Source organism: Pseudomonas sp. SID14000, from assembly GCF_002165135.1.
Taxonomy (GTDB): Bacteria; Pseudomonadota; Gammaproteobacteria; order Pseudomonadales; family Pseudomonadaceae; genus Aquipseudomonas.
In genome coordinates this window covers 18,676-42,336 of sequence record NZ_NFZQ01000022.1, presented here as the reverse complement: position 1 = coordinate 42,336, position 23,661 = coordinate 18,676, and the positions used below count along the sequence as shown (strand labels likewise).

At 58.0% G+C, this 23,661-nt stretch carries 21 protein-coding genes and 4 tRNA genes; all 25 read left to right on the top strand.

The genetic code is table 11. The annotated features are described in order from the left end of the window. The first annotated feature begins 303 nt into the window (after positions 1 to 303). A complete protein-coding gene (gene birA, locus CAY82_RS23935) occupies positions 304 to 1,263 on the top strand; it encodes a bifunctional biotin--[acetyl-CoA-carboxylase] ligase/biotin operon repressor BirA (protein WP_087503328.1) in 960 nt (319 codons plus the stop codon). Continuing rightward, complete coding sequence (locus tag CAY82_RS23930; protein WP_087503326.1) at positions 1,253 to 2,002, top strand: pantothenate kinase; 750 nt, start codon at positions 1,253 to 1,255, stop codon at positions 2,000 to 2,002. The genes birA and CAY82_RS23930 overlap by 11 nt, the downstream gene beginning before the upstream one ends. Positions 2,003 to 2,009: 7 nt before the next feature. Next, positions 2,010 to 2,435: a hypothetical protein gene (locus CAY82_RS23925; RefSeq protein ID WP_087503325.1), complete on the top strand. Its 426-nt coding sequence runs from the start codon at positions 2,010 to 2,012 to the stop codon at positions 2,433 to 2,435. A 153-nt stretch (positions 2,436 to 2,588) separates the two neighbouring features. Next, positions 2,589 to 2,672 (top strand) — tRNA-Tyr (locus tag CAY82_RS23920). Between the two features lie 24 nt (positions 2,673 to 2,696). Then, a tRNA-Gly gene (locus tag CAY82_RS23915) sits at positions 2,697 to 2,770 on the top strand. Between the two features lie 29 nt (positions 2,771 to 2,799). Then, positions 2,800 to 2,875, top strand: a tRNA-Thr gene (locus CAY82_RS23910). Positions 2,876 to 2,953: 78 nt separating this feature from the next. Next, positions 2,954 to 4,147 carry an elongation factor Tu gene (gene tuf / locus CAY82_RS23905; RefSeq protein WP_023382632.1) on the top strand — a complete coding sequence of 398 codons (1,194 nt, stop codon included), beginning with the start codon at positions 2,954 to 2,956 and terminating at the stop codon, positions 4,145 to 4,147. Positions 4,148 to 4,201: 54 nt separating this feature from the next. Continuing rightward, positions 4,202 to 4,277, top strand: a tRNA-Trp gene (locus CAY82_RS23900). 44 nt (positions 4,278 to 4,321) lie between these two features. After that, positions 4,322 to 4,690, top strand: coding sequence for a preprotein translocase subunit SecE (gene secE, locus CAY82_RS23895; protein ID WP_003257081.1), 369 nt, complete (start codon positions 4,322 to 4,324; stop codon positions 4,688 to 4,690). Between the two features lie 9 nt (positions 4,691 to 4,699). Continuing rightward, a complete protein-coding gene (gene nusG, locus CAY82_RS23890; RefSeq protein ID WP_087503324.1) occupies positions 4,700 to 5,233 on the top strand; it encodes a transcription termination/antitermination protein NusG in 534 nt (177 codons plus the stop codon). 119 nt (positions 5,234 to 5,352) lie between these two features. Beyond that, positions 5,353 to 5,784: a 50S ribosomal protein L11 gene (gene rplK / locus CAY82_RS23885; RefSeq protein WP_003255500.1), complete on the top strand. Its 432-nt coding sequence runs from the start codon at positions 5,353 to 5,355 to the stop codon at positions 5,782 to 5,784. Continuing rightward, complete coding sequence (rplA, locus tag CAY82_RS23880; protein WP_013970629.1) at positions 5,784 to 6,479, top strand: 50S ribosomal protein L1; 696 nt, start codon at positions 5,784 to 5,786, stop codon at positions 6,477 to 6,479. Before rplK ends, rplA begins: the two co-directional genes overlap by 1 nt. Before the next feature lie 197 nt (positions 6,480 to 6,676). Beyond that, the gene (gene rplJ / locus CAY82_RS23875; protein WP_003257082.1) at positions 6,677 to 7,177 is read left to right on the top strand and encodes a 50S ribosomal protein L10; all 501 of its coding nucleotides are present in this window, start codon (positions 6,677 to 6,679) and stop codon (positions 7,175 to 7,177) included. 78 nt (positions 7,178 to 7,255) lie between these two features. Beyond that, positions 7,256 to 7,624, top strand: coding sequence for a 50S ribosomal protein L7/L12 (rplL, locus tag CAY82_RS23870; RefSeq protein WP_011531883.1), 369 nt, complete (start codon positions 7,256 to 7,258; stop codon positions 7,622 to 7,624). A 220-nt stretch (positions 7,625 to 7,844) separates the two neighbouring features. Further along, entirely contained in the window at positions 7,845 to 11,918 is a 4,074-nt protein-coding gene (gene rpoB, locus CAY82_RS23865) for a DNA-directed RNA polymerase subunit beta (protein WP_013970631.1), read from the top strand. Between the two features lie 64 nt (positions 11,919 to 11,982). Beyond that, entirely contained in the window at positions 11,983 to 16,182 is a 4,200-nt protein-coding gene (gene rpoC, locus CAY82_RS23860; RefSeq protein ID WP_087503323.1) for a DNA-directed RNA polymerase subunit beta', read from the top strand. 211 nt (positions 16,183 to 16,393) lie between these two features. After that, positions 16,394 to 16,765 (top strand): 30S ribosomal protein S12, encoded by a 372-nt coding sequence (gene rpsL / locus CAY82_RS23855; RefSeq protein ID WP_003257088.1) that lies wholly within the window; start codon positions 16,394 to 16,396, stop codon positions 16,763 to 16,765. 106 nt (positions 16,766 to 16,871) lie between these two features. Next, positions 16,872 to 17,342, top strand: a complete 471-nt coding sequence (gene rpsG, locus CAY82_RS23850; RefSeq protein WP_003246741.1) for a 30S ribosomal protein S7 — start codon at positions 16,872 to 16,874, stop codon at positions 17,340 to 17,342. 30 nt (positions 17,343 to 17,372) lie between these two features. Continuing rightward, positions 17,373 to 19,520 carry an elongation factor G gene (fusA, locus tag CAY82_RS23845; RefSeq protein WP_087503322.1) on the top strand — a complete coding sequence of 716 codons (2,148 nt, stop codon included), beginning with the start codon at positions 17,373 to 17,375 and terminating at the stop codon, positions 19,518 to 19,520. Between the two features lie 27 nt (positions 19,521 to 19,547). Continuing rightward, on the top strand, positions 19,548 to 20,741 hold the full coding sequence (gene tuf, locus CAY82_RS23840; RefSeq protein WP_023382632.1) for an elongation factor Tu: 1,194 nt from the start codon (positions 19,548 to 19,550) through the stop codon (positions 20,739 to 20,741). A 141-nt stretch (positions 20,742 to 20,882) separates the two neighbouring features. Next, the gene (gene rpsJ, locus CAY82_RS23835) at positions 20,883 to 21,194 is read left to right on the top strand and encodes a 30S ribosomal protein S10 (protein WP_003186070.1); all 312 of its coding nucleotides are present in this window, start codon (positions 20,883 to 20,885) and stop codon (positions 21,192 to 21,194) included. Between the two features lie 80 nt (positions 21,195 to 21,274). Then, entirely contained in the window at positions 21,275 to 21,910 is a 636-nt protein-coding gene (gene rplC / locus CAY82_RS23830; protein ID WP_003257089.1) for a 50S ribosomal protein L3, read from the top strand. Positions 21,911 to 21,922: 12 nt separating this feature from the next. Beyond that, on the top strand, positions 21,923 to 22,525 hold the full coding sequence (rplD, locus tag CAY82_RS23825; RefSeq protein WP_008089819.1) for a 50S ribosomal protein L4: 603 nt from the start codon (positions 21,923 to 21,925) through the stop codon (positions 22,523 to 22,525). Next, on the top strand, positions 22,522 to 22,821 hold the full coding sequence (gene rplW, locus CAY82_RS23820; RefSeq protein ID WP_003255484.1) for a 50S ribosomal protein L23: 300 nt from the start codon (positions 22,522 to 22,524) through the stop codon (positions 22,819 to 22,821). The genes rplD and rplW overlap by 4 nt, the downstream gene beginning before the upstream one ends. A 14-nt stretch (positions 22,822 to 22,835) precedes the next feature. After that, complete coding sequence (rplB, locus tag CAY82_RS23815; protein ID WP_015268750.1) at positions 22,836 to 23,660, top strand: 50S ribosomal protein L2; 825 nt, start codon at positions 22,836 to 22,838, stop codon at positions 23,658 to 23,660. Position 23,661 lies beyond the last annotated feature (1 nt).

Genomic DNA, 23,661 nt, shown 5'->3' with positions numbered 1-23,661 from the left:
AGAGTAGGTCATCGTCAAGATTCATTTCGCAAAACCCCTATCTGCGCATGCAGGTAGGGGTTTTGTCTTTGTGGCGCAAAAACTCCCGCGCATACGCGGTCCCTGTGGGAGCGGGTTCACCCGCGAACACCGGCAAAGCCGGTGCCATCCACCGCGCAGCCTGCTTCATGGCCAAAGCCGCTCCCATCCCGATCGCGACAATAAAGCCCACAAAGCCCGCTCGCCCCTGTCGACAGGCCCTTTTCCTATGCAATCCAACAGCCCATAGCTATCATGCCTGCCTTATTCCAAGTCGAGACTGGCATGCTGAAGTTGTTGAATCTCCTCAAGGATGGCCGGTTCCATTCCGGAGAAGCTCTGGGGGTAGCCCTGGGGGTGAGTCGCAGCGCCGTTTGGAAGCAGCTGCAGCATCTGGAGAGTGAACTGAACCTCACTATTCACAAGGTTCGTGGGCGCGGCTATCAGCTAGCGACGCCACTGGCTTTGCTCGATGCGCAGGCGATCGCCGAGTTTGCAGAGGGCGAGCAGTGGCCCGTTTTCATCCATGAAACCATTGACTCGACCAATGCCGAGGGCTTGCGGCTCGCCGGGGAAGGGCAGGCCGCTCCATTTCTGGTCCTCGCCGAGCGTCAGAGCGCCGGTCGTGGTCGGCGTGGTCGGCAGTGGGTCAGCCCGTTTGCCGAAAACCTCTATTACAGCCTGGTACTCCGCGTGGATGGCGGCATGCGCCAGCTCGAGGGCTTGAGCCTGGTGGTGGGGTTGGCGGTAATGCGTACCCTGCAGGCATTTGGGGTAAAGGATGCGGGGCTCAAATGGCCTAACGATGTCCTCGTACGGGGGCAGAAGATCACCGGCATTCTCCTGGAGCTGGTGGGGGACCCGGCAGATGTCTGCCATGTGGTGCTGGGTATCGGCATCAATGTGAACATGCAGGCCAATGACCAGGTCGACCAGGTGTGGACCTCGATGCGGCGTGAAGTGGGTGCGGCAATAGACCGTAACCGGCTGGTAGCGTTGCTCAGTCAGCAGTTGCAGCATGAATTGGCACGGCATCGTCGCTACGGATTTGCCGCATTCCAGGAGGAATGGGAGCAGGCGCATCTCTGGCAGGGGCGCAAGGTTTCGCTGGTTGCCGGTAGCACACGTATTGATGGCGTGGTTCTTGGCGTCGACGGACAGGGCGGCTTGCGCCTTGAGGTGGACGGGGTGGAAAAGAGCTTCAGTGGTGGTGAGCTCAGTTTGAGGTTGCGTGATGATTCTTGAGCTCGATTGCGGTAACAGCTTCATCAAGTGGCGGGTAATCCATGTTGCTGATGCAGCGATTGAAAGCGGCGGTATTGTCGACTCCGATCAGGCGTTGGTGGCCGAAGTGGCTGCGCTGGCTTCGGTGCGTCTTACCGGCTGCCGCATTGTCAGTGTGCGCAGTGAGGAAGAAACCGACGCGCTTTGCGCGTTGATCGACCAGGCGTTTGCCGTGCAAGCTCGTGTGGCGCACCCGGCCCAGGAAATGGCGGGTGTACGCAATGGCTATGACGACTACCAGCGCCTGGGCATGGACCGCTGGTTGGCGGCGTTGGGGGCATTTCACCTGGCCAAGGGCGCTTGCCTGGTCATTGACTTGGGGACTGCTGCAAAAGCGGATTTCGTTGCGGCGGACGGCGAGCACCTGGGTGGATACATCTGCCCGGGTATGCCATTGATGCGTAGCCAACTGCGTACGCACACCCGGCGTATCCGTTATGACGATGCCTCCGCTGAGCGTGCGTTGGCCAGCTTGGCGCCAGGCCGCTCGACTGTCGAGGCGGTCGAGCGCGGTTGCGTGTTGATGCTCCAGGGTTTTGCACGTACCCAGCTCGAGCAGGCTCGTGCGTTGTGGGGGGATGATTTCACGGTCTTTCTCACAGGTGGCGATGCGCCGCTGGTAAGGGAGGCTGTGCCGCAGGCGCGTGTCGTGCCTGATCTGGTTTTTGTAGGCCTGGCCATGGCCTGCCCATTGGATTGAGGTGCCTATGCGTTGGTTGTTTCTGCTGTTACTGGTGCTCAACGTCTTCTATTACGTGTGGCACCAGCAGGAAGCCCCGCTGAAGGTCAAGGAAGTCGCCCCCTTGTCGCTATACAAAGGGAATCAGCAAGAAATCCGCCTGTTGCGTGAAACGGGTGTGTCGGCGCCACCCAAGCGCAGGGATGAATGCCTGGTAGTTGGTGGTGTAATGGGGCAGGGGCAGCTCGATGCACTGCGTCAGCGCCTGTTGAGTCTGGACATTGCCACGCTGCCGGTTGCGGGGCAGTTGCCGGGGGCAGATGGTCGCTGGCTCAAGGTTGCCCCGGAAAGCGAGCGTTTGCTGGACCAAACCGTCCTCGCGACTCTTTCTAACGATTTCAAAGACTTAAAACACAAAATTATTTTCTGCCAGGGTATTGCAACTGGCGAATAGCTTGATAGAATGGCGCCCGCTTCACAGGGAACACCACTCAGGTGGCAGAACTGGAAGCGGTGTCAAAGCAGCTAAGTTTCAGATTTGATTGAAAAAATTTGAAAAAAACGCTTGACACCAGGGCGGCAGACAAATAGAATGCCGGCCACATCTGGAGGGATTCCCGAGCGGTCAAAGGGGACGGACTGTAAATCCGTTGCGAGAGCTTCGAAGGTTCGAATCCTTCTCCCTCCACCAGTTTTAGCGAGAGCCGCAAGCTCCGCGGGTATAGTTTAGTGGTAGAACCTCAGCCTTCCAAGCTGATGATGCGGGTTCGATTCCCGCTACCCGCTCCAAGTTTGCTGGATTTTGCACAAAGTGTTTCGCTCTTGTAGCTCAGTTGGTAGAGCACACCCTTGGTAAGGGTGAGGTCAGCGGTTCAAGTCCGCTCAAGAGCTCCATATAAACAAGGCAGATATGAAAATATCTGCCTTTGTTTTATCAGCGCAAGACTATTTCTTCTGCGGAGGATTGTATCGATGGCTAAGGAAAAGTTTGATCGTTCCCTTCCCCACGTTAACGTCGGCACTATCGGCCACGTTGACCACGGTAAGACCACTCTGACCGCAGCTCTGACTCGCGTCTGCTCCGAAGTTTTCGGTTCGGCAGTCGTTGAGTTCGACAAGATCGACTCGGCTCCGGAAGAAAAAGCGCGCGGTATCACCATCAACACCGCTCACGTCGAGTACAACTCGAACATTCGTCACTACGCTCACGTTGACTGCCCAGGTCACGCTGACTACGTGAAGAACATGATCACCGGTGCTGCCCAGATGGACGGCGCGATCCTGGTTTGCTCGGCCGCCGATGGTCCGATGCCACAAACCCGTGAGCACATCCTGCTGTCCCGTCAGGTAGGCGTTCCTTACATCGTGGTCTTCCTGAACAAGGCTGACCTGGTAGACGACGCTGAGCTGCTGGAACTGGTCGAGATGGAAGTTCGCGACCTGCTGTCCACCTACGACTTCCCAGGCGACGACACCCCGATCATCATCGGTTCGGCTCGTATGGCCCTGGAAGGCAAAGACGACAACGAAATGGGTACTACCGCTGTCAAGAAGCTGGTGGAAACTCTGGATGCCTACATCCCTGAGCCAGTTCGTGCCGTTGACCAGCCGTTCCTGATGCCGATCGAAGACGTATTCTCGATCTCGGGTCGTGGTACCGTTGTTACCGGCCGTATCGAGCGTGGTATCGTCCGCGTTCAGGATCCGCTGGAAATCGTTGGTCTGCGTGAAACTTCGACCACCACCTGCACCGGTGTCGAAATGTTCCGCAAGCTGCTGGACGAAGGCCGTGCTGGCGAGAACTGCGGCGTTCTGCTGCGTGGTACCAAGCGTGACGACGTTGAGCGTGGCCAGGTTCTGGTCAAGCCAGGTTCGGTCAAGCCGCACACCAAGTTCACCGCAGAAGTCTACGTTCTGTCGAAGGAAGAAGGCGGTCGTCACACTCCGTTCTTCAAAGGCTACCGTCCTCAGTTCTACTTCCGTACCACTGACGTGACCGGTAACTGCGAACTGCCGGAAGGCGTTGAAATGGTAATGCCGGGTGACAACATTCAGATGACTGTTACCCTGATCAAGACCATCGCAATGGAAGACGGTCTGCGCTTCGCTATCCGTGAAGGCGGTCGTACCGTCGGCGCCGGCGTCGTAGCAAAAATTATTGAATAAGTAGTTGATTTACTTGATCAGGCCGGTATAATGGCCGGCCTGATACAGCGTTACAGGTCAGTAGCTCAATTGGCAGAGCGACGGTCTCCAAAACCGTAGGTTGGGGGTTCGATTCCCTCCTGACCTGCCATTTCACCTCGGTGTGATGGCTTTCTTCTCACAGGATCCTCCTCGATGACTCCCAAAACTGAAGCCCAAGAATCGCGTTTTGATCTGTTCAAGTGGCTGGCTGTAGTGGCTTTGGTGGTTGTCGGTGTAGTGGGTAACCAGTATTACTCCGCCTCCCCGATCCTGTATCGCGTCCTCGCACTTCTCGTCCTGGCTGCTGTCGCAGGCTTTGTAGCTCTGCAGACTGCGAAGGGCAAGTCGTTCTTTGCGCTGGCGAAGGAAGCTCGTACCGAGATTCGTAAAGTCGTGTGGCCGACCCGCCAGGAAACCACCCAGACCACGCTGATTGTCGTGGCTGTCGTGCTGGTTATGGCACTGCTGCTGTGGGGTCTTGATTCCCTGCTCGGCTGGGCGGTCTCCTTGATCGTTGGCTAAAGGTGTCCCGTGGCTAAGCGTTGGTATGTTGTGCATGCTTACTCGGGTTACGAGAAGCATGTAATGCGCTCCCTGATCGAGCGCGTCAAGCTGGCTGGCATGGAAGACGATTTCGGCGAGATCCTGGTCCCGACCGAAGAAGTTGTCGAAATGCGCAACGGCCAGAAGCGCAAGAGTGAGCGTAAATTCTTCCCTGGCTATGTATTGGTCCAGATGGAGATGAACGAAGGGACTTGGCACTTGGTCAAGGACACTCCTCGTGTGATGGGCTTCATTGGTGGGGCTGCAGACAAGCCTGCGCCAATCACCGATAAAGAAGCTGAGGCTATCCTGCGTCGCGTTGCCGACGGTAGCGACAAGCCGAAGCCGAAGACGCTGTTCGAGCCAGGTGAAGTGGTTCGAGTCATTGATGGTCCGTTCGCTGACTTCAATGGTAGTGTCGAAGAGGTTAACTACGAAAAGAGTCGCCTGCAGGTTGCAGTGCTCATTTTCGGTCGCTCTACTCCGGTGGAGCTCGAGTTCAGCCAGGTCGAAAAGGTCTAGGCGGACGAAGCATCCCATACCCCGCAGCCCTGTGTGCTGCGGGGTTTTGTCGTCACTGGGATAAAACGCAAGTCATCCGGGGAGCCATCAGGCGTTCGTACCCGATATTGGAGTAGCTCATGGCTAAGAAGATTCAGGCTTACATCAAGCTGCAAGTTAAGGCCGGCCAGGCCAACCCAAGCCCACCCGTTGGTCCAGCACTGGGTCAACACGGTGTGAACATCATGGAATTCTGCAAGGCCTTCAACGCCCGTACTCAGGGTCAAGAAGCCGGCCTGCCGACTCCTGTGATCATCACTGTCTACAGCGACCGTAGCTTCACCTTCGAGACCAAGAGCACCCCTGCCTCGGTTCTGCTGAAGAAAGCTGCTGGCCTGACCAGTGGTTCGGCTCGCCCGAACACCGTTAAAGTCGGTACCGTTACCCGTGCTCAGCTGGAAGACATCGCCAAAGCTAAACAGGCTGATCTGACTGCCGCTGACCTGGACGCTGCTGTACGCACCATCGCTGGCTCTGCCCGCAGCATGGGCCTGAACGTGGAGGGTGTGTAATGGCTAAGCTGACCAAACGCCAAAAGGCAATCGCCGAGAAAATCGAAGCAGGCAAGGCCTACAACTTCGAAGAAGCGGCCACTCTGCTGGCTTCGCTGCCAGCTGCCAAGTTCGTAGAGTCCTACGACATCGCCGTTAACCTCGGTGTTGACCCGCGTAAATCCGACCAGGTCGTACGTAGCGCTACCGTGCTGCCACACGGCACTGGCAAGACCGTTCGCGTTGCCGTCTTCACCCAGGGCCCAGCTGCTGAAGCTGCTCTGGCTGCCGGCGCTGACCGCGTAGGTATGGACGATCTGGCTGCTGAAATGAAAGGCGGCGACCTGAACTATGACGTTGTCATCGCATCGCCTGATGCCATGCGCGTTGTAGGTCAGCTGGGTCAGGTTCTGGGTCCTCGCGGCCTGATGCCTAACCCGAAAGTTGGTACCGTAACCCCAGACGTAGCCGGCGCCGTCAAGAACGCCAAGGCTGGTCAGGTTCGCTACCGTACCGACAAGAACGGTATCATCCACACCTCCGTTGGCAAGGTCGGCTTTGAAGCTGGCAAGCTGAAGGAAAACGTTGAAGCCCTGATCGCTGACCTGAAGCGTATCAAGCCGGCTTCCTCGAAAGGTATCTACGTCAAGCGCGTTACCCTGAGCACCACCATGGGCCCAGGTCTGGTCATCGATCAGAGCTCGCTGAACGTGTAAGAACATGGCGGCGCGACCTGTCGCGCCGCCAGCAAAAATTGGGGTCCCTGCCTGGCGGGGGCTATCCAAGACCGTAGGCGGCGCAAGCCTTAAAACACCAGCCCACGCAGATGGTGCTCCCGATTCGTTACCGAATCAGACACCAAAACGACATCCGGCTTCGGCCAGATGAAACGGTAGAAACCAGGAGTAAACCCGTGGCAATTAAACTCGAAGACAAGAAGGCCATCGTCGCTGAAGTCAACGAGGCTGCCAAAGTCGCTCTGTCCGCTGTCGTGGCCGATGCCCGTGGTGTGACTGTAGGCGCAATGACCGGACTCCGTAAAGAGGCCCGCGAAGCTGGCGTTTACGTACGTGTCGTACGTAACACCCTGCTCAAGCGCGCTGTTGAAGGCACCGAATTCTCGATCCTCAACGACGCGTTCAAAGGCCCGACCCTGATTGCTTTCTCCAACGAACACCCGGGCGCTGCTGCCCGTCTGTTCAAAGAGTTCGCCAAGGGTCAGGACAAGTTCGAGATCAAGGCAGCTGCGTTTGACGGCAAGTTCCTTGCCGCTAACCAGATCGACGTGCTGGCAACCCTGCCAACTCGCGACGAGGCTATCGCACAGCTGATGAGCGTAATCCAAGGTGCAACCAGCAAGCTGGCTCGTACCCTGGCAGCTCTGCGCGACCAGAAAGAAGCTGCTGCTGCCTAAGGCACGCGCAACTCTTTCAAAATCATACGTTTAATTTGATGGCTGCGTAGGCTGTCACCCCAATACAGGATTTAAGTCATGTCTCTGACTAACGAGCAAATCATCGAAGCGATCGGCCAGAAAACTGTTCTGGAAATTGTTGAACTGATCAAGGCGATGGAAGAAACCTTCGGCGTTACCGCTGCTGCCGCTGTTGCCGCTGGCCCAGCTGTTGCTGCCGCTGCTGCTGAAGAGCAGACCGAGTTCAACGTCGTTCTGACCGAAGCTGGCGACAAGAAAGTAAACGTGATCAAGGCCGTTCGTGAACTGACCGGTCTGGGCCTGAAAGAAGCCAAAGAGAAAGTCGACGGCGCTCCTCAGGTTATCGCTGAAGGCGTTTCGAAAGAAGCCGCTGAAGACGCGAAGAAGAAGCTGGAAGAAGCTGGCGCTAAAGTCGAGCTGAAGTAATCTCGACCTTGCGACTCCAGTCCGAGCGTTGAGCGAAGGGCTGATGGCTGGTGGCTTATGCCACCGGCCTTTTTCCGTTATTGGTGGCCGGTCAGGCCGGCCCCGATAACAAGCTGCAAGACACCCATGTGGGTGGCGCAAACCAAGTGGTTTGCACGATTTTCTGGCTGCTCCCGCCGGGAGAAGCCAAACAAGCAGGTGACCAAGCTGGGGAACGCTGATGGCTTACTCATACACTGAGAAAAAACGTATCCGCAAGGACTTTAGCAAGTTGCCGGACGTCATGGATGTGCCTTACCTCCTGGCCATCCAGCTGGATTCGTATCGCGAATTCCTGCAAGCGGGAGCATCCAAGGATCAGTTCCGCGACGTCGGCCTGCACGCGGCCTTCAAATCGGTATTTCCGATCATCAGCTACTCCGGCAATGCTGCCCTGGAGTACGTAGGCTATCGCCTGGGCGAACCCGCCTTCGATGTGAAGGAATGTGTCCTGCGTGGCGTGACCTTCGCGGTCCCACTGCGGGTCAAGGTGCGCCTGATCATCTTCGACAAGGAATCGTCGAACAAGGCGATCAAGGACATCAAAGAGCAAGAAGTCTACATGGGTGAAATCCCCCTGATGACTGAGAACGGTACCTTCGTTATCAACGGTACCGAGCGTGTGATCGTTTCCCAGCTGCACCGTTCGCCTGGTGTGTTCTTCGACCACGACCGTGGCAAGACTCACAGCTCCGGCAAGCTGCTGTACTCCGCTCGCATCATCCCTTACCGCGGTTCCTGGCTGGACTTCGAGTTCGACCCGAAGGACTGCGTGTTCGTACGTATCGACCGTCGCCGCAAACTGCCGGCCTCGGTGCTGCTGCGTGCCCTGGGTTACAGCACTGAAGAAGTGCTGAACACCTTCTACACCACCAACGTCTTCCACATTTCCGGCGAGAAGCTCAGCCTGGAACTGGTGCCGCAGCGTCTGCGTGGTGAGGTTGCGGTCATGGATATCCATGACGAAACCGGTAAAGTCATCGTCGAGCAGGGCCGCCGTATTACCGCGCGCCACATCAATCAGCTCGAGAAGGCCGGCGTCAAGCAGCTGGACGTTCCTATGGAATACGTCCTGGGCCGCACTACTGCCAAGGCCATCGTGCATCCGGCTACCGGCGAGATCCTGGCCGAATGCAACACCGAGATGACCACCGAGCTGCTTATCAAGGTCGCCAAGGCACAGGTCGTCCGTATCGAGACCCTGTACACCAACGACATCGATTGCGGTCCGTTCATCTCCGACACCCTGAAGATCGACACCACCAGCAACCAGCTGGAAGCCCTGGTCGAGATCTACCGCATGATGCGTCCTGGCGAGCCGCCAACCAAGGATGCTGCCGAGACCCTGTTCAACAACCTGTTCTTCAGCGCCGAGCGTTACGACCTGTCTGCCGTTGGCCGCATGAAGTTCAACCGTCGTATCGGTCGTACCGAGATCGAAGGTTCGGGCGTGCTGAGCAAGGAAGATATCGTCGAGGTTCTGAAGACCCTGGTCGACATCCGTAACGGCAAAGGCATCGTCGACGACATCGACCACCTGGGTAACCGTCGCGTACGTTGCGTCGGCGAGATGGCCGAGAACCAGTTCCGCGTTGGCCTGGTGCGTGTCGAGCGCGCGGTCAAGGAACGCCTGTCGATGGCGGAAAGCGAAGGCCTGATGCCGCAAGACCTGATCAACGCCAAGCCGGTTGCGGCGGCGGTGAAAGAGTTCTTCGGTTCCAGCCAGCTGTCCCAGTTCATGGACCAGAACAACCCGCTCTCCGAGATCACCCACAAGCGCCGCGTCTCCGCACTCGGCCCAGGCGGTCTGACCCGTGAGCGTGCCGGCTTCGAAGTCCGTGACGTACACCCGACCCATTACGGTCGCGTGTGCCCGATCGAGACCCCTGAAGGTCCGAACATCGGTCTGATCAACTCCCTGGCAGCCTATGCCCGCACCAACCAGTACGGCTTCCTGGAAAGCCCGTACCGCGTTGTGAAGGAAGGGGTGGTCAGCGACGACATCGTGTTCCTGTCGGCCATTGAAGAAGCGGATCACGTCATCGCCCAGGCTTCGGCCGCGATGAACGAGAAGAAGCAGCTGATCGATGAGCTGGTAGCTGTTCGTCACCTGAACGAATTCACCGTCAAGGCGCCGGAAGACGTCACCCTGATGGACGTTTCGCCGAAGCAGGTTGTTTCCGTCGCTGCGTCGCTGATTCCGTTCCTCGAGCACGACGATGCCAACCGTGCATTGATGGGTTCGAACATGCAGCGTCAGGCTGTACCGACCCTGCGCGCCGACAAGCCGCTGGTAGGTACCGGCATGGAGCGCAACGTTGCCCGTGACTCCGGTGTCTGCGTGGTTGCTCGCCGCGGTGGTGTGATCGACTCCGTCGACGCCAGCCGTATCGTTGTTCGCGTTGCCGACGACGAAGTGGAAACCGGCGAAGCAGGTGTGGATATCTACAACCTGACCAAGTACACCCGTTCGAACCAGAACACCTGCATCAACCAGCGTCCGCTGGTAAGCAAGGGTGACAAGGTTCAGCGTGGCGACATCATGGCCGACGGCCCGTCCACCGACATGGGTGAGCTGGCACTGGGTCAGAACATGCGCATCGCGTTCATGGCGTGGAACGGCTTCAACTTCGAAGACTCCATCTGCCTGTCCGAGCGTGTGGTCCAGGAAGATCGCTTCACCACCATCCACATCCAGGAACTGACCTGTGTGGCGCGTGACACCAAGCTTGGCCCAGAGGAAATCACTGCGGACATCCCGAACGTGGGTGAAGCCGCACTGAACAAGCTGGACGAAGCCGGTATCGTCTACGTGGGTGCCGAAGTCGGCGCTGGCGACATCCTGGTCGGCAAGGTAACGCCAAAAGGCGAAACCCAGCTGACTCCGGAAGAAAAACTGCTGCGCGCAATCTTCGGTGAGAAGGCCAGCGACGTTAAGGACACCTCCCTGCGTGTGCCAACCGGCACCAAGGGTACCGTCATCGATGTACAGGTCTTCACCCGTGATGGCGTCGAGCGCGATAGCCGCGCCCTGGCCATCGAGAAGATGCAGCTGGACGAGATCCGCAAGGACCTCAACGAAGAGTTCCGCATCGTCGAAGGTGCAACCTTCGAGCGTCTGCGTTCTGCCCTGAACGGCCAGGTGGTCGACGGTGGCGCGGGCCTGAAGAAAGGCACCGTGATCACTGACGAAGTGCTGGACGGTCTGGAGCACGGCCAGTGGTTCAAACTGCGCATGGCCGAAGATGCACTGAACGAGCAGCTGGAAAAGGCTCAGCAGTACATCGTCGATCGTCGCCGTCTGCTGGACGACAAGTTCGAAGACAAGAAGCGCAAGCTGCAGCAGGGCGATGACCTGGCACCGGGCGTACTGAAGATCGTCAAGGTCTACCTGGCAATCCGCCGTCGCATCCAGCCGGGTGACAAGATGGCCGGTCGTCACGGTAACAAGGGTGTTGTCTCGGTAATCATGCCGGTTGAAGACATGCCGCACGACGCCAACGGTACTCCGGTCGATGTCGTACTGAACCCGCTGGGTGTACCTTCGCGTATGAACGTCGGTCAGATCCTCGAAACCCACCTGGGCCTGGCGGCCAAGGGCCTGGGCGAGAAGATCGACCGCATGATCGAAGAGCAGCGCAAGGCCGCTGAACTGCGCGTGTTCCTGACCGAGGTCTACAACGAGATCGGCGGTCGCCAGGAAAACCTGGACGAGTTCACCGACGAAGAGATCCTGGCCCTGGCCCACAACCTGAAGAAGGGCGTGCCAATGGCTACCCCGGTCTTCGACGGTGCCAAGGAGCGCGAGATCAAGGCCATGCTGAAGCTGGCCGACCTGCCAGAGAGCGGCCAGATGGTGCTGTTCGATGGCCGTACCGGCAACAAGTTCGAGCGTCCTGTGACCGTTGGTTACATGTACATGCTCAAGCTGAACCACTTGGTGGACGACAAGATGCACGCGCGTTCCACTGGTTCCTACAGCCTGGTTACCCAGCAGCCGCTGGGTGGTAAGGCGCAGTTCGGTGGTCAGCGTTTCGGGGAGATGGAAGTGTGGGCGCTGGAAGCATACGGCGCGGCATACACCCTGCAAGAAATGCTCACAGTGAAGTCGGACGACGTGAACGGCCGTACCAAGATGTACAAGAACATCGTGGATGGCGATCACCGTATGGAGCCGGGCATGCCCGAGTCCTTCAACGTGTTGATCAAAGAGATCCGTTCGCTCGGTATCGATATCGATCTGGAAACCGAATAACACGTGACGCGAAGGGGAGTGGGGCAGGTAATGCCCGCTCCCTGCTCCGCCAGGAGGAAAGGCCTTGAAAGACCTACTGAATTTGCTGAAAAACCAGGGTCAAGTCGAAGAGTTCGACGCCATCCGCATCGGTCTGGCGTCGCCTGAAATGATCCGTTCGTGGTCGTTCGGTGAAGTTAAGAAGCCGGAAACCATCAACTACCGTACGTTCAAGCCTGAGCGTGACGGCCTGTTCTGCGCCAAGATCTTTGGCCCAGTCAAGGACTACGAGTGCCTGTGCGGCAAGTACAAGCGCCTCAAGCACCGCGGCGTGATCTGCGAGAAGTGCGGCGTTGAAGTTGCCCTGGCAAAAGTTCGTCGTGAGCGCATGGCGCACATCGAACTGGCCTCGCCGGTTGCCCACATCTGGTTCCTGAAGTCGCTGCCGTCCCGTATCGGCCTGCTGATGGACATGACCCTGCGTGACATCGAGCGCGTGCTCTACTTCGAGAGCTACGTCGTTATCGATCCGGGCATGACCACCCTGGAAAAGGGCCAGCTGCTGAACGACGAGCAGTACTTCGAAGCGCTGGAAGAGTTCGGTGACGACTTCGACGCCCGCATGGGGGCCGAGGCTGTCCGCGAGCTGCTGCATGCTATCGACCTGGAGCACGAGATCGGTCGCCTGCGCGAAGAAATTCCGCAGACCAACTCGGAAACCAAGATCAAGAAGCTGTCCAAGCGCCTGAAGCTGATGGAGGCTTTCCAGGGCTCGGGCAACCTGCCTGAGTGGATGGTCCTGACCGTCCTGCCAGTGCTGCCGCCGGACCTGCGTCCGCTGGTTCCGCTGGATGGTGGCCGCTTCGCGACCTCCGACCTGAACGACCTGTATCGTCGGGTGATCAACCGTAACAACCGTCTGAAGCGCCTGCTGGATCTGTCGGCGCCGGACATCATCGTGCGCAACGAAAAGCGCATGCTGCAGGAAGCGGTCGACGCCCTGCTGGACAACGGCCGTCGTGGTCGCGCCATCACTGGCTCGAACAAGCGTCCGCTGAAGTCCCTGGCCGACATGATCAAAGGTAAGCAAGGTCGCTTCCGTCAGAACCTGCTCGGTAAGCGTGTGGACTACTCCGGCCGTTCGGTAATTACCGTAGGCCCGACCCTGCGTCTGCACCAGTGCGGTCTGCCGAAGAAGATGGCTCTCGAGCTGTTCAAGCCGTTCATTTTCGGCAAGCTGGAAATGCGTGGTCTGGCCACCACCATCAAGGCTGCCAAGAAGATGGTCGAGCGCGAGCTGCCAGAGGTGTGGGACGTGCTCGCCGAGGTGATCCGCGAACACCCCGTGCTGCTCAACCGTGCACCGACCCTGCACCGTCTGGGTATCCAGGCCTTTGAACCGGTTCTGATCGAAGGTAAGGCTATCCAGCTGCACCCGCTGGTCTGTGCCGCTTACAACGCCGACTTCGACGGTGACCAGATGGCCGTTCACGTGCCGCTGACCCTGGAAGCCCAGCTCGAAGCGCGCGCGCTGATGATGTCGACCAACAACATCCTGTCGCCAGCCAACGGTGAGCCAATCATCGTTCCGTCGCAGGACGTGGTACTGGGTCTGTACTACATGACCCGCGAAGCCATCAACGCCAAGGGCGAAGGTCGCGTGTTCGCCGACCTGCAGGAAGTCGACCGCGTATTCCGCGCCGGCGAGGCTGCCCTGCACGCGAAAATCAAGGTTCGTATCAACGAAACCGTGAAAGAGCGTGACGGTTCCGTGGTCAAGAACACCCGCATCGTCGACACCACCGTCGGCCGTGCGCTGCTGTTCCAGGTTGTACCGGCAGGCCTGCCGTACGACGTGGTCAACCAGCCGATGAAGAAGAAGGCGATCTCCAAGCTGATCAACCAGTGCTACCGCGTGGTTGGTCTGAAAGAGACCGTTATCTTCGCTGACCAGCTGATGTACACCGGTTTCGCTTACTCGACCATTTCCGGCGTTTCCATCGGTGTTAACGACTTCGTTATCCCGGACGAGAAAGCCCGCATCATCGGTACCGCTACCGACGAAGTGAAGGAAATCGAGAGCCAGTACGCCTCCGGCCTGGTAACCCAGGGCGAGAAGTACAACAAGGTCATCGACTTGTGGTCGAAGGCGAACGACGAAGTGTCCAAGGCGATGATGGCCAACCTCTCGAAAGAGAAGGTCATCGACCGCGAAGGCAAGGAAGTCGAGCAAGAGTCCTTCAACTCGATGTACATGATGGCTGACTCTGGTGCGCGGGGTTCCGCAGCCCAGATCCGTCAGCTGGCCGGTATGCGTGGCCTGATGGCCAAGCCGGACGGCTCCATCATCGAGACGCCGATCACCGCGAACTTCCGTGAAGGTCTGAGCGTTCTGCAGTACTTCATTTCGACCCACGGTGCTCGTAAGGGTCTGGCGGATACCGCACTGAAGACTGCGAACTCCGGTTACCTGACTCGTCGTCTGGTAGACGTTGCCCAGGATCTGGTGGTTACCGAGATCGACTGCGGCACCGACCAGGGCCTGCTGATGACCCCGCACATCGAAGGCGGCGACGTTGTAGAGCCGCTGGGTGAGCGTGTACTGGGTCGTGTCATCGCCCGTGACGTGTTCAAGCCAGGCACCGAGGACGTCATCGTTCCGGCCGGTACCCTGGTTGACGAGAAGTGGGTCGAGTTCATCGAGCTGAACAGCATCGACGAAGTGGTCGTGCGTTCGCCGATCAACTGCGAAACCCGCTACGGCATCTGCGCCAAGTGCTACGGTCGTGACCTGGCTCGCGGTCACCAGGTGAACATCGGTGAAGCTGTCGGCGTTATCGCTGCCCAGTCGATCGGTGAGCCGGGTACCCAGCTGACCATGCGTACGTTCCACATCGGTGGTGCTGCGAGCCGTACCTCGGCTGCCGACAGCGTCCAGGTGAAGAACGGCGGTATGGTGCGTCTGCACAACCTGAAGCAGGTAGAGCGTGCTGATGGCAACCTTGTTGCCGTATCGCGTTCGGGCGAGTTGGCCATTGCCGACGAGTTCGGTCGTGAGCGTGAGCGCTACAAGCTGCCTTACGGTGCGGTGATTTCGGTCAAGGAAGGTGACAAGGTCGAAGCTGGCGCCATCGTCGCCAAGTGGGACCCGCACACCCACCCGATCGTTACCGAACTGAAAGGTACCGTGACCTTCGTGGGCATGGAAGAAGGCATCACCATCAAGCGTCAGACCGACGAATTGACCGGTTTGACCAACATTGAAGTTCTGGACGTCAAGGATCGCCCTGCCGCTGGTAAGGAAATCCGTCCTGCAATCAAGATGGTCGACGCTTCTGGCAAGGATCTGTACCTGCCAGGTACCGACGTACCTGCCCAGTACTTCCTGCCGGCCAACGCCCTCGTCGGCGTGGCTGACGGTGCCCAGATCGGTGTCGGTGACGTTATCGCGCGTATCCCGCAAGAAACGTCGAAGACCCGTGACATCACCGGTGGTCTGCCACGCGTTGCCGACCTGTTCGAAGCGCGCCGTCCGAAAGAAGCCTCGATTCTGGCTGAAGTCAGCGGCACCATCGCGTTCGGTAAGGAAACCAAGGGCAAGCGTCGTCTGGTCATTACCCCGACCGACGGTAGCGATCCGTACGAAGAGCTGATTCCGAAGTGGCGCCACCTGAACGTCTTCGAAGGCGAACAGGTAAACCGCGGCGAAGTTATCTCCGACGGCCCGAGCGATCCACACGACATCCTGCGCCTGCTGGGTGTGAGTGCGCTGGCGAAGTACATCGTCAACGAGATCCAGGATGTTTACCGCCTGCAAGGCGTTAAGATCAACGACAAGCACATCGAGACCATCCTGCGTCAGATGCTGCGCAAGGTCGAGATCACTGAGTCGGGCGACTCCAGCTTCATCAAGGGCGACCAGATGGAACTGACTCAGGTATTGGTAGAGAACGAGCGTCTCGCCGCCGAGGACAAGTTCGTCTCCAAGTTCTCCCGCGTGCTGCTGGGTATCACCAAGGCCTCGCTGTCGACCGAGTCGTTCATCTCCGCGGCTTCCTTCCAGGAAACCACCCGCGTACTGACCGAAGCGGCGGTAACCGGCAAGCGCGACTACCTGCGCGGCCTGAAAGAGAACGTGGTCGTGGGTCGTCTGATCCCGGCTGGTACCGGTCTGGCCTACCACAGCGAGCGCAAGCGTCGCCGTGATGCCGACAAGCCGCTGCGTGTGAGCGCCAGTGAGGTGGAAGCCGCACTGACCGAAGCGCTGAACTCCAGCGGTAACTAAGTACAGGGCAGGGCCCCGGCAAGCCTCGCAAGGGCATCGGTGACATCAATTGTTGCCGATGACCGGGCGGGGAGGGCCGGGGCCTCGTCTTGACTGGGTGCAAGATCCTCTTTAGACTTTTGTACCCTTAAATTTGGTGAGGCTCCGTCTCGCCAATTTTTGGCTTTCTTGCAAGACAATAGCGTCGCAAGACAATCAGTGGAGCTAGTAGATGGCAACTATCAACCAGCTGGTACGTCAGCCGCGTAAGCGTACCGTCGAGAAATCCGACGTACCTGCGCTGCAGAACTGCCCGCAGCGTCGTGGCGTGTGCACCCGTGTGTACACCACCACGCCGAAAAAACCTAACTCGGCACTGCGTAAAGTATGCCGTGTGCGTCTGACCAACGGTTTCGAGGTTTCCTCGTACATCGGTGGTGAAGGCCACAACCTGCAAGAGCACAGCGTCGTCCTGATCCGTGGCGGCCGTGTAAAAGACTTGCCAGGTGTTCGTTACCACACCGTTCGCGGCTCTCTGGATACTTCGGGCGTTAAAGGCCGTAACCAGGGTCGTTCGAAGTACGGTACCAAGCGTCCGAAGTAATCGGTCGTTTGCAGACATCCATTTATTTGAGTCGATAAGAGTAAGGTCGGGCAGGGGTCGAGAGACCTGGTCCCGGGCTAACCTGAAGACCGTTTGAGGGCTTATCATGCCAAGACGTCGTGTAGCAGCAAAACGTGAGATCCTGGACGATCCGAAGTACGGATCCCAGATCCTCGCCAAGTTCATGAACCACGTGATGGAAAGCGGCAAGAAGGCCGTAGCCGAGCGCATCGTTTACGGTGCTCTGGATACCGTCAAAGCACGCAAGAACAGCGACCCCCTGGAAATCTTCGAGAAAGCTCTCGACGCCATCGCTCCGCTGGTCGAAGTTAAGTCCCGCCGTGTCGGCGGTGCCACTTACCAGGTTCCGGTTGAAGTTCGTCCATCCCGTCGTAACGCTCTGGCAATGCGCTGGCTCGTAGACTACGCCCGTAAGCGCGGCGAGAAGTCGATGGCTCTGCGCCTGGCTGGCGAGCTGCTGGATGCTGCTGAAGGCAAGGGTGCTGCAGTCAAGAAGCGTGAAGACGTGCACCGTATGGCCGAGGCCAACAAAGCGTTCTCGCACTACCGCTTCTAATTCAAGCATCAATCATTTTGCGAGGGCTTTATGGCTCGTACTACAGCAATTAACCGCTACCGTAACATCGGTATCTGCGCCCACGTTGACGCGGGCAAGACTACCACTACCGAGCGGATCCTGTTCTACACAGGTCTGAGCCACAAGATGGGCGAGGTGCATGACGGCGCCGCGACCACCGACTGGATGGTGCAGGAGCAGGAGCGCGGTATCACCATTACCTCCGCTGCCGTTACCACCTTCTGGAAAGGTTCCCGTGGTCAGTACGACAACTACCGCGTAAACGTCATCGATACCCCCGGCCACGTTGACTTCACCATTGAAGTAGAGCGTTCGCTGCGTGTACTCGACGGCGCGGTCGTTGTGTTCTGCGGTACCTCCGGCGTTGAGCCGCAGTCCGAAACCGTATGGCGTCAGGCCAACAAGTACGGTGTTCCGCGTGTTGTCTACGTGAACAAGATGGACCGTGCTGGTGCCAACTTCCTGCGCGTTGTCGGCCAGATCAAGAACCGCCTGGGTCACACCCCGGTTCCGGTCCAACTGGCTATCGGTGCAGAAGACGACTTCCAGGGTCAGGTTGACCTGATCAAGATGAAAGCCATCTACTGGAACGAAGACGACAAAGGCACTACCTACCGCGAAGAAGAAATTCCAGCGGATATGGTCGACCTGGCTAACGAATGGCGCAACAACATGGTTGAAGCCGCCGCCGAAGCCAGCGAAGAGCTGATGAACAAGTACCTTGAAGAAGGTGAGCTGACCGTCGAAGAAATCAAGGCAGGTCTGCGTGCGCGCACCCTGGCCAGCGAGATCGTTCCGGCTGTCTGCGGTTCGTCGTTCAAGAACAAGGGTGTTCCCCTGGTTCTCGACGCCGTTATCGACTTCCTGCCTGCTCCGACCGAAATTCCTGCGATCAAGGGTATCCACCCTGATCTGGCCGAAGTGCCGAAGGATGAGATCACCGAAGAGCAGCAGGACGAGCGTCACGCCGACGACAACGAGCCGTTCTCGGCTCTGGCGTTCAAGATCGCTACCGACCCGTTCGTAGGTACCCTGACCTTCGTTCGCGTCTACTCGGGCGTTCTGACCTCTGGTGACTCGGTCATCAACTCGGTCAAAGGCAAGAAAGAGCGCGTTGGTCGTATGGTGCAGATGCACGCCAACCAGCGTGAAGAGATCAAGGAAGTGCGCGCTGGCGACATCGCGGCCCTGATCGGCATGAAGGACGTTACCACTGGTGAAACCCTGTGCGACGCCGACAAGCCAATCATCCTTGAGCGCATGGACTTCCCGGAGCCAGTGATTTCGCTGTCTGTCGAGCCGAAGACCAAGCAGGACCAGGAAAAGATGGGTATCGCTCTGGGCAAGCTGGCTCAGGAAGACCCGTCGTTCCGCGTCAAGACCGACGAAGAGACTGGTCAGACCATCATCTCCGGTATGGGTGAGCTGCACCTGGACATCATCGTTGACCGCATGAAGCGTGAATTCAACGTTGAGGCCAACATCGGCAAGCCGCAGGTTTCGTACCGCGAGAAGATCACCAAGTCCGGTGTGGAGATCGAAGGCAAGTTCGTTCGCCAGTCGGGTGGTCGTGGTCAGTTCGGTCACTGCTGGATTCGCTTCTCGCAGCCGGATGAAGACGATAAGGGCAACATCACTGAGGGCCTGGTCTTCACCAACGAAGTCGTTGGTGGTGTGGTTCCGAAGGAATACATCCCTGCGATCCAGAAGGGTATCGAAGAGCAGATGAAGAACGGCGTTGTTGCCGGCTATCCGCTGATCGGCCTGAAGGCTACCGTGTTCGACGGTTCGTACCACGACGTCGACTCCAACGAAATGGCGTTCAAGATCGCTGCTTCGATGGCAACCAAGCAACTGGCCCAGAAGGGTGGTGGCGTGGTCCTCGAGCCGATCATGAAGGTCGAAGTTGTAACCCCGGAAGACTACCTGGGTGACGTGATGGGTGACCTGAACCGTCGTCGTGGTCTGGTCCAGGGTATGGATGAATCGGTCTCTGGCCGTGTCGTCCGCGCTGAAGTTCCGCTCGGAGAGATGTTCGGTTACGCAACCGACGTTCGTTCCATGTCTCAGGGTCGCGCAAGCTACTCCATGGAATTCTCCAAATACGCCGAAGCTCCGTCGAACATCGTCGAAGCACTCGTTAAAAAACAAGGCTAATCCCCTTTAGGCAAGAGGTTCACTGTCGTGGCTAAAGAAAAATTTGATCGTTCCCTTCCCCACGTTAACGTCGGCACCATCGGCCACGTTGACCACGGTAAGACCACTCTGACCGCAGCTCTGACTCGCGTCTGCTCCGAAGTTTTCGGTTCGGCGGTCGTTGAGTTCGACAAGATCGACTCGGCTCCGGAAGAAAAAGCGCGCGGTATCACCATCAACACCGCTCACGTCGAGTACAACTCGAACATTCGTCACTACGCTCACGTTGACTGCCCAGGTCACGCTGACTACGTGAAGAACATGATCACCGGTGCTGCCCAGATGGACGGCGCGATCCTGGTTTGCTCGGCCGCCGATGGTCCGATGCCACAAACCCGTGAGCACATCCTGCTGTCCCGTCAGGTAGGCGTTCCTTACATCGTGGTCTTCCTGAACAAGGCTGACCTGGTAGACGACGCTGAGCTGCTGGAACTGGTCGAGATGGAAGTTCGCGACCTGCTGTCCACCTACGACTTCCCAGGCGACGACACCCCGATCATCATCGGTTCGGCTCGTATGGCCCTGGAAGGCAAAGACGACAACGAAATGGGTACTACCGCTGTCAAGAAGCTGGTGGAAACTCTGGATGCCTACATCCCTGAGCCAGTTCGTGCCGTTGACCAGCCGTTCCTGATGCCGATCGAAGACGTATTCTCGATCTCGGGTCGTGGTACCGTTGTTACCGGCCGTATCGAGCGTGGTATCGTCCGCGTTCAGGATCCGCTGGAAATCGTTGGTCTGCGTGAAACTTCGACCACCACCTGCACCGGTGTCGAAATGTTCCGCAAGCTGCTGGACGAAGGCCGTGCTGGCGAGAACTGCGGCGTTCTGCTGCGTGGTACCAAGCGTGACGACGTTGAGCGTGGCCAGGTTCTGGTCAAGCCAGGTTCGGTCAAGCCGCACACCAAGTTCACCGCAGAAGTCTACGTTCTGTCGAAGGAAGAAGGCGGTCGTCACACTCCGTTCTTCAAGGGCTACCGTCCTCAGTTCTACTTCCGTACCACTGACGTGACCGGTAACTGCGAACTGCCGGAAGGCGTTGAAATGGTAATGCCAGGTGACAACATTCAGATGACTGTCACCCTGATCAAGACCATCGCAATGGAAGACGGTCTGCGCTTCGCTATCCGTGAAGGCGGTCGTACCGTCGGCGCCGGCGTCGTAGCCAAAATCATCGAGTAATCACTCGACCGATTGAAAAAACCCCCGCTCAGCGGGGGTTTTTTTTATTGGGTTGACACTAAATGGGGGCGTCTATAGAATCACGCCTCCTTTTAGCGGGCGTAGTGCGTCCGTTGGGAACAGCCTGGAGTCTGAAATCCAATGCAAAATCAGCAAATCCGTATCAGGTTGAAGGCTTTCGACCATCGCCTGATCGACCAATCCACCCAGGAAATCGTGGAAACCGCGAAACGTACTGGTGCACAAGTGCGTGGTCCAATTCCACTGCCTACCCGCAAAGAGCGTTTCACCGTTCTGGTTTCCCCGCACGTCAACAAAGACGCGCGTGACCAGTACGAGATCCGCACTCATAAGCGTGTTCTGGACATCGTCCAGCCAACGGATAAAACCGTTGATGCGCTGATGAAGCTTGATCTGGCGGCAGGTGTGGAAGTACAGATCAGCCTCGGCTAAGACTTCGGTCTAGTCGTGTAACGCTCTGAAATGGGCGGCCATAGCGGGTGAAAGCCCCGTACACTCATGAGGTTTACAACATGACTATTGGTGTAATCGGTCGCAAATGCGGTATGACCCGCATTTTCACCGAAGAAGGTGTCTCCATTCCGGTCACGGTCATCGAGATCGAGCCGAATCGCGTCACCCAGTTCAAAACTGAAGAAACCGATGGCTACCGTGCAGTGCAAGTCACTGTCGGCGAGCGTCGTGCTTCGCGTGTGACTGCCGCTCAGGCAGGTCACTTCGCCAAGGCCAACGTTGCCGCTGGTCGCGGTGTCTGGGAGTTCCGTCTTGAAGAAGGCGATTTCCAGGCTGGCGATCTGATCAAAGCTGAACTCTTCACTGCAGGCCAGCTGGTAGACGTTACTGGTCAGTCCAAAGGTAAAGGCTTCGCCGGTACCATCAAGCGCTGGAACTTCCGTGGCCAGGACAACACCCACGGTAACTCCGTGTCGCACCGTGTCCCAGGTTCCATCGGCCAGTGCCAGACTCCTGGTCGTGTGTTCAAGGGCAAGAAAATGTCCGGTCACATGGGCGCCGAGCGCGTGACTGTTCAGTCCCTGGAAGTAGTTCGCGTAGACGCTGAGCGCAACCTGCTGCTGGTCAAGGGTGCCGTTCCAGGCGCTACTGGCGGCGACGTGGTTGTACGTCCAGCTGTCAAGGCTCGCGGTTAAGGGGAAACTGACATGCAACTCAATGTAAATGACGCTCAGGCGATCGAAGTTTCCGAACTGACTTTCGGTGGCGAATTCAACGAGACGCTGGTACACCAAGCAGTCGTGGCCTACATGGCCGGCGGCCGTCAGGGCACCAAGCAGCAGAAGACCCGTTCCGACGTGGCTGGTGGCGGTAAGCGCCCATGGCGTCAGAAGGGTACTGGCCGTGCTCGTGCTGGTACCACTCGTGGTCCGATCTGGCGTGGCGGTGGTGTAACCTTCGCAGCTCGCCCTCAAGATCACTCGCAGAAGCTCAACAAGAAGATGTACCGCGCAGCCCTGCGCTCCATCCTCGCTGAGCTGGTGCGTAGCGACCGTCTGGTCGTGGTTCAGGACTTCGCTGTTGAAGCGCCGAAAACCAAAGATCTGCTGAACAAGCTGAACGGCATGGGTCTGAACGACGTACTGATCGTTTCCGACGCTGTTGATCAGAACCTGTACCTGGCTGCTCGCAACCTGCCGCACGTCGATGTACGTGACGTACAAGGTTCCGACCCGGTCAGTCTGATCGCATACGAGAAAGTGTTGATCACTGTCTCGGCCGTGAAGAAATTCGAGGAGCTGCTGGGATGAACCAGGAACGCGTATTCAAAGTCCTCCTTGGCCCGCACGTTTCCGAGAAGGCTACCGTTCTGGCTGAGAAAAAAGGCCAGTTCGTATTCAAGGTTGCTACCGATGCAACCAAGCTGGAAATCAAGAAAGCTGTCGAAGGCCTGTTCAACGTAAAAGTTGAAAACGTGTCGACTGTTAACGTTCTGGGTAAAACCAAGCGTACCGCACGTGGTCTGGGCAAGCGTAATGACTGGAAGAAGGCGATCGTCTCCCTTCAGCCAGGCCAAGATCTCGATTTCAGCAGCAGTGCTGAGTAAGGAAGGGGTGCATCATGGCAATCGTTAAATGCAAACCGACTTCCCCTGGCCGCCGTTTCGTGGTCAAGGTGGTCAACCAGGAGCTGCACAAAGGCGCTCCTCACGCACCGCTGATCGAGAAAAAATCGAAGTCTGGTGGTCGTAACAACAATGGCCGCATTACCACTCGTCACGTTGGTGGTGGTCACAAGCAGCATTACCGTCTGGTCGACTTCCGTCGCAACGACAAAGATGGCATCCCAGCCACTGTCGAGCGTATCGAATACGACCCGAACCGTACTGCTCACATCGCCCTGCTGTGCTACGCAGACGGTGAGCGTCGCTACATCATCGCCCCTAAAGGCGTGAGCGCTGGCGACCAGCTGATCGCAGGTGCCCTGGCCCCAATCAAGGCCGGTAACTCCCTGCAGCTGCGCAACATTCCAGTAGGTAGCACCATTCACGGCATCGAACTGAAGCCGGGTAAAGGTGCTCAGATCGCTCGTTCCGCTGGTGCCTCGGCTCAGCTGATCGCTCGCGAAGGTGTCTACGTGACCCTGCGTCTGCGCTCTGGTGAAATGCGTAAAGTCCTGGCTGAGTGCCGTGCGACCCTGGGCGAAGTCTCGAACTCCGAGCACAGCCTGCGTTCGCTGGGTAAAGCTGGTGCCAAACGCTGGCGCGGCGTTCGCCCAACCGTTCGTGGTGTTGCCATGAACCCGGTTGACCACCCACATGGTGGTGGTGAAGGTCGTACCTCCGGTGGTCGTCATCCGGTATCGCCATGGGGCTTCCCAACCAAGGGTGCGAAGACCCGTGGTAATAAGCGTACCGACAACATGATCGTCCGTCGTCGCAAGTAAC

Bases quoted from the DNA above. Each gene is read 5' to 3' on its own strand.
- rplA (WP_013970629.1), top strand. From the start codon at position 5,784: ATGGCTAAGCTGACCAAACGCCAAAAGGCAATCGCCGAGAAAATCGAA.
- rplD (WP_008089819.1), top strand. From the start codon at position 21,923: ATGCAACTCAATGTAAATGACGCTCAGGCGATCGAAGTTTCCGAACTG.
- CAY82_RS23930 (WP_087503326.1), top strand. From the start codon at position 1,253: ATGATTCTTGAGCTCGATTGCGGTAACAGCTTCATCAAGTGGCGGGTA.
- rplB (WP_015268750.1), top strand. From the start codon at position 22,836: ATGGCAATCGTTAAATGCAAACCGACTTCCCCTGGCCGCCGTTTCGTG.
- rpsG (WP_003246741.1), top strand. From the start codon at position 16,872: ATGCCAAGACGTCGTGTAGCAGCAAAACGTGAGATCCTGGACGATCCG.
- rplW (WP_003255484.1), top strand. From the start codon at position 22,522: ATGAACCAGGAACGCGTATTCAAAGTCCTCCTTGGCCCGCACGTTTCC.
- fusA (WP_087503322.1), top strand. From the start codon at position 17,373: ATGGCTCGTACTACAGCAATTAACCGCTACCGTAACATCGGTATCTGC.
- rpsJ (WP_003186070.1), top strand. From the start codon at position 20,883: ATGCAAAATCAGCAAATCCGTATCAGGTTGAAGGCTTTCGACCATCGC.
- secE (WP_003257081.1), top strand. From the start codon at position 4,322: ATGACTCCCAAAACTGAAGCCCAAGAATCGCGTTTTGATCTGTTCAAG.
- CAY82_RS23925 (WP_087503325.1), top strand. From the start codon at position 2,010: ATGCGTTGGTTGTTTCTGCTGTTACTGGTGCTCAACGTCTTCTATTAC.
- rplC (WP_003257089.1), top strand. From the start codon at position 21,275: ATGACTATTGGTGTAATCGGTCGCAAATGCGGTATGACCCGCATTTTC.
- birA (WP_087503328.1), top strand. From the start codon at position 304: ATGCTGAAGTTGTTGAATCTCCTCAAGGATGGCCGGTTCCATTCCGGA.
- rpoB (WP_013970631.1), top strand. From the start codon at position 7,845: ATGGCTTACTCATACACTGAGAAAAAACGTATCCGCAAGGACTTTAGC.
- tuf (WP_023382632.1), top strand. From the start codon at position 2,954: ATGGCTAAGGAAAAGTTTGATCGTTCCCTTCCCCACGTTAACGTCGGC.
- rplK (WP_003255500.1), top strand. From the start codon at position 5,353: ATGGCTAAGAAGATTCAGGCTTACATCAAGCTGCAAGTTAAGGCCGGC.
- rpsL (WP_003257088.1), top strand. From the start codon at position 16,394: ATGGCAACTATCAACCAGCTGGTACGTCAGCCGCGTAAGCGTACCGTC.
- rplL (WP_011531883.1), top strand. From the start codon at position 7,256: ATGTCTCTGACTAACGAGCAAATCATCGAAGCGATCGGCCAGAAAACT.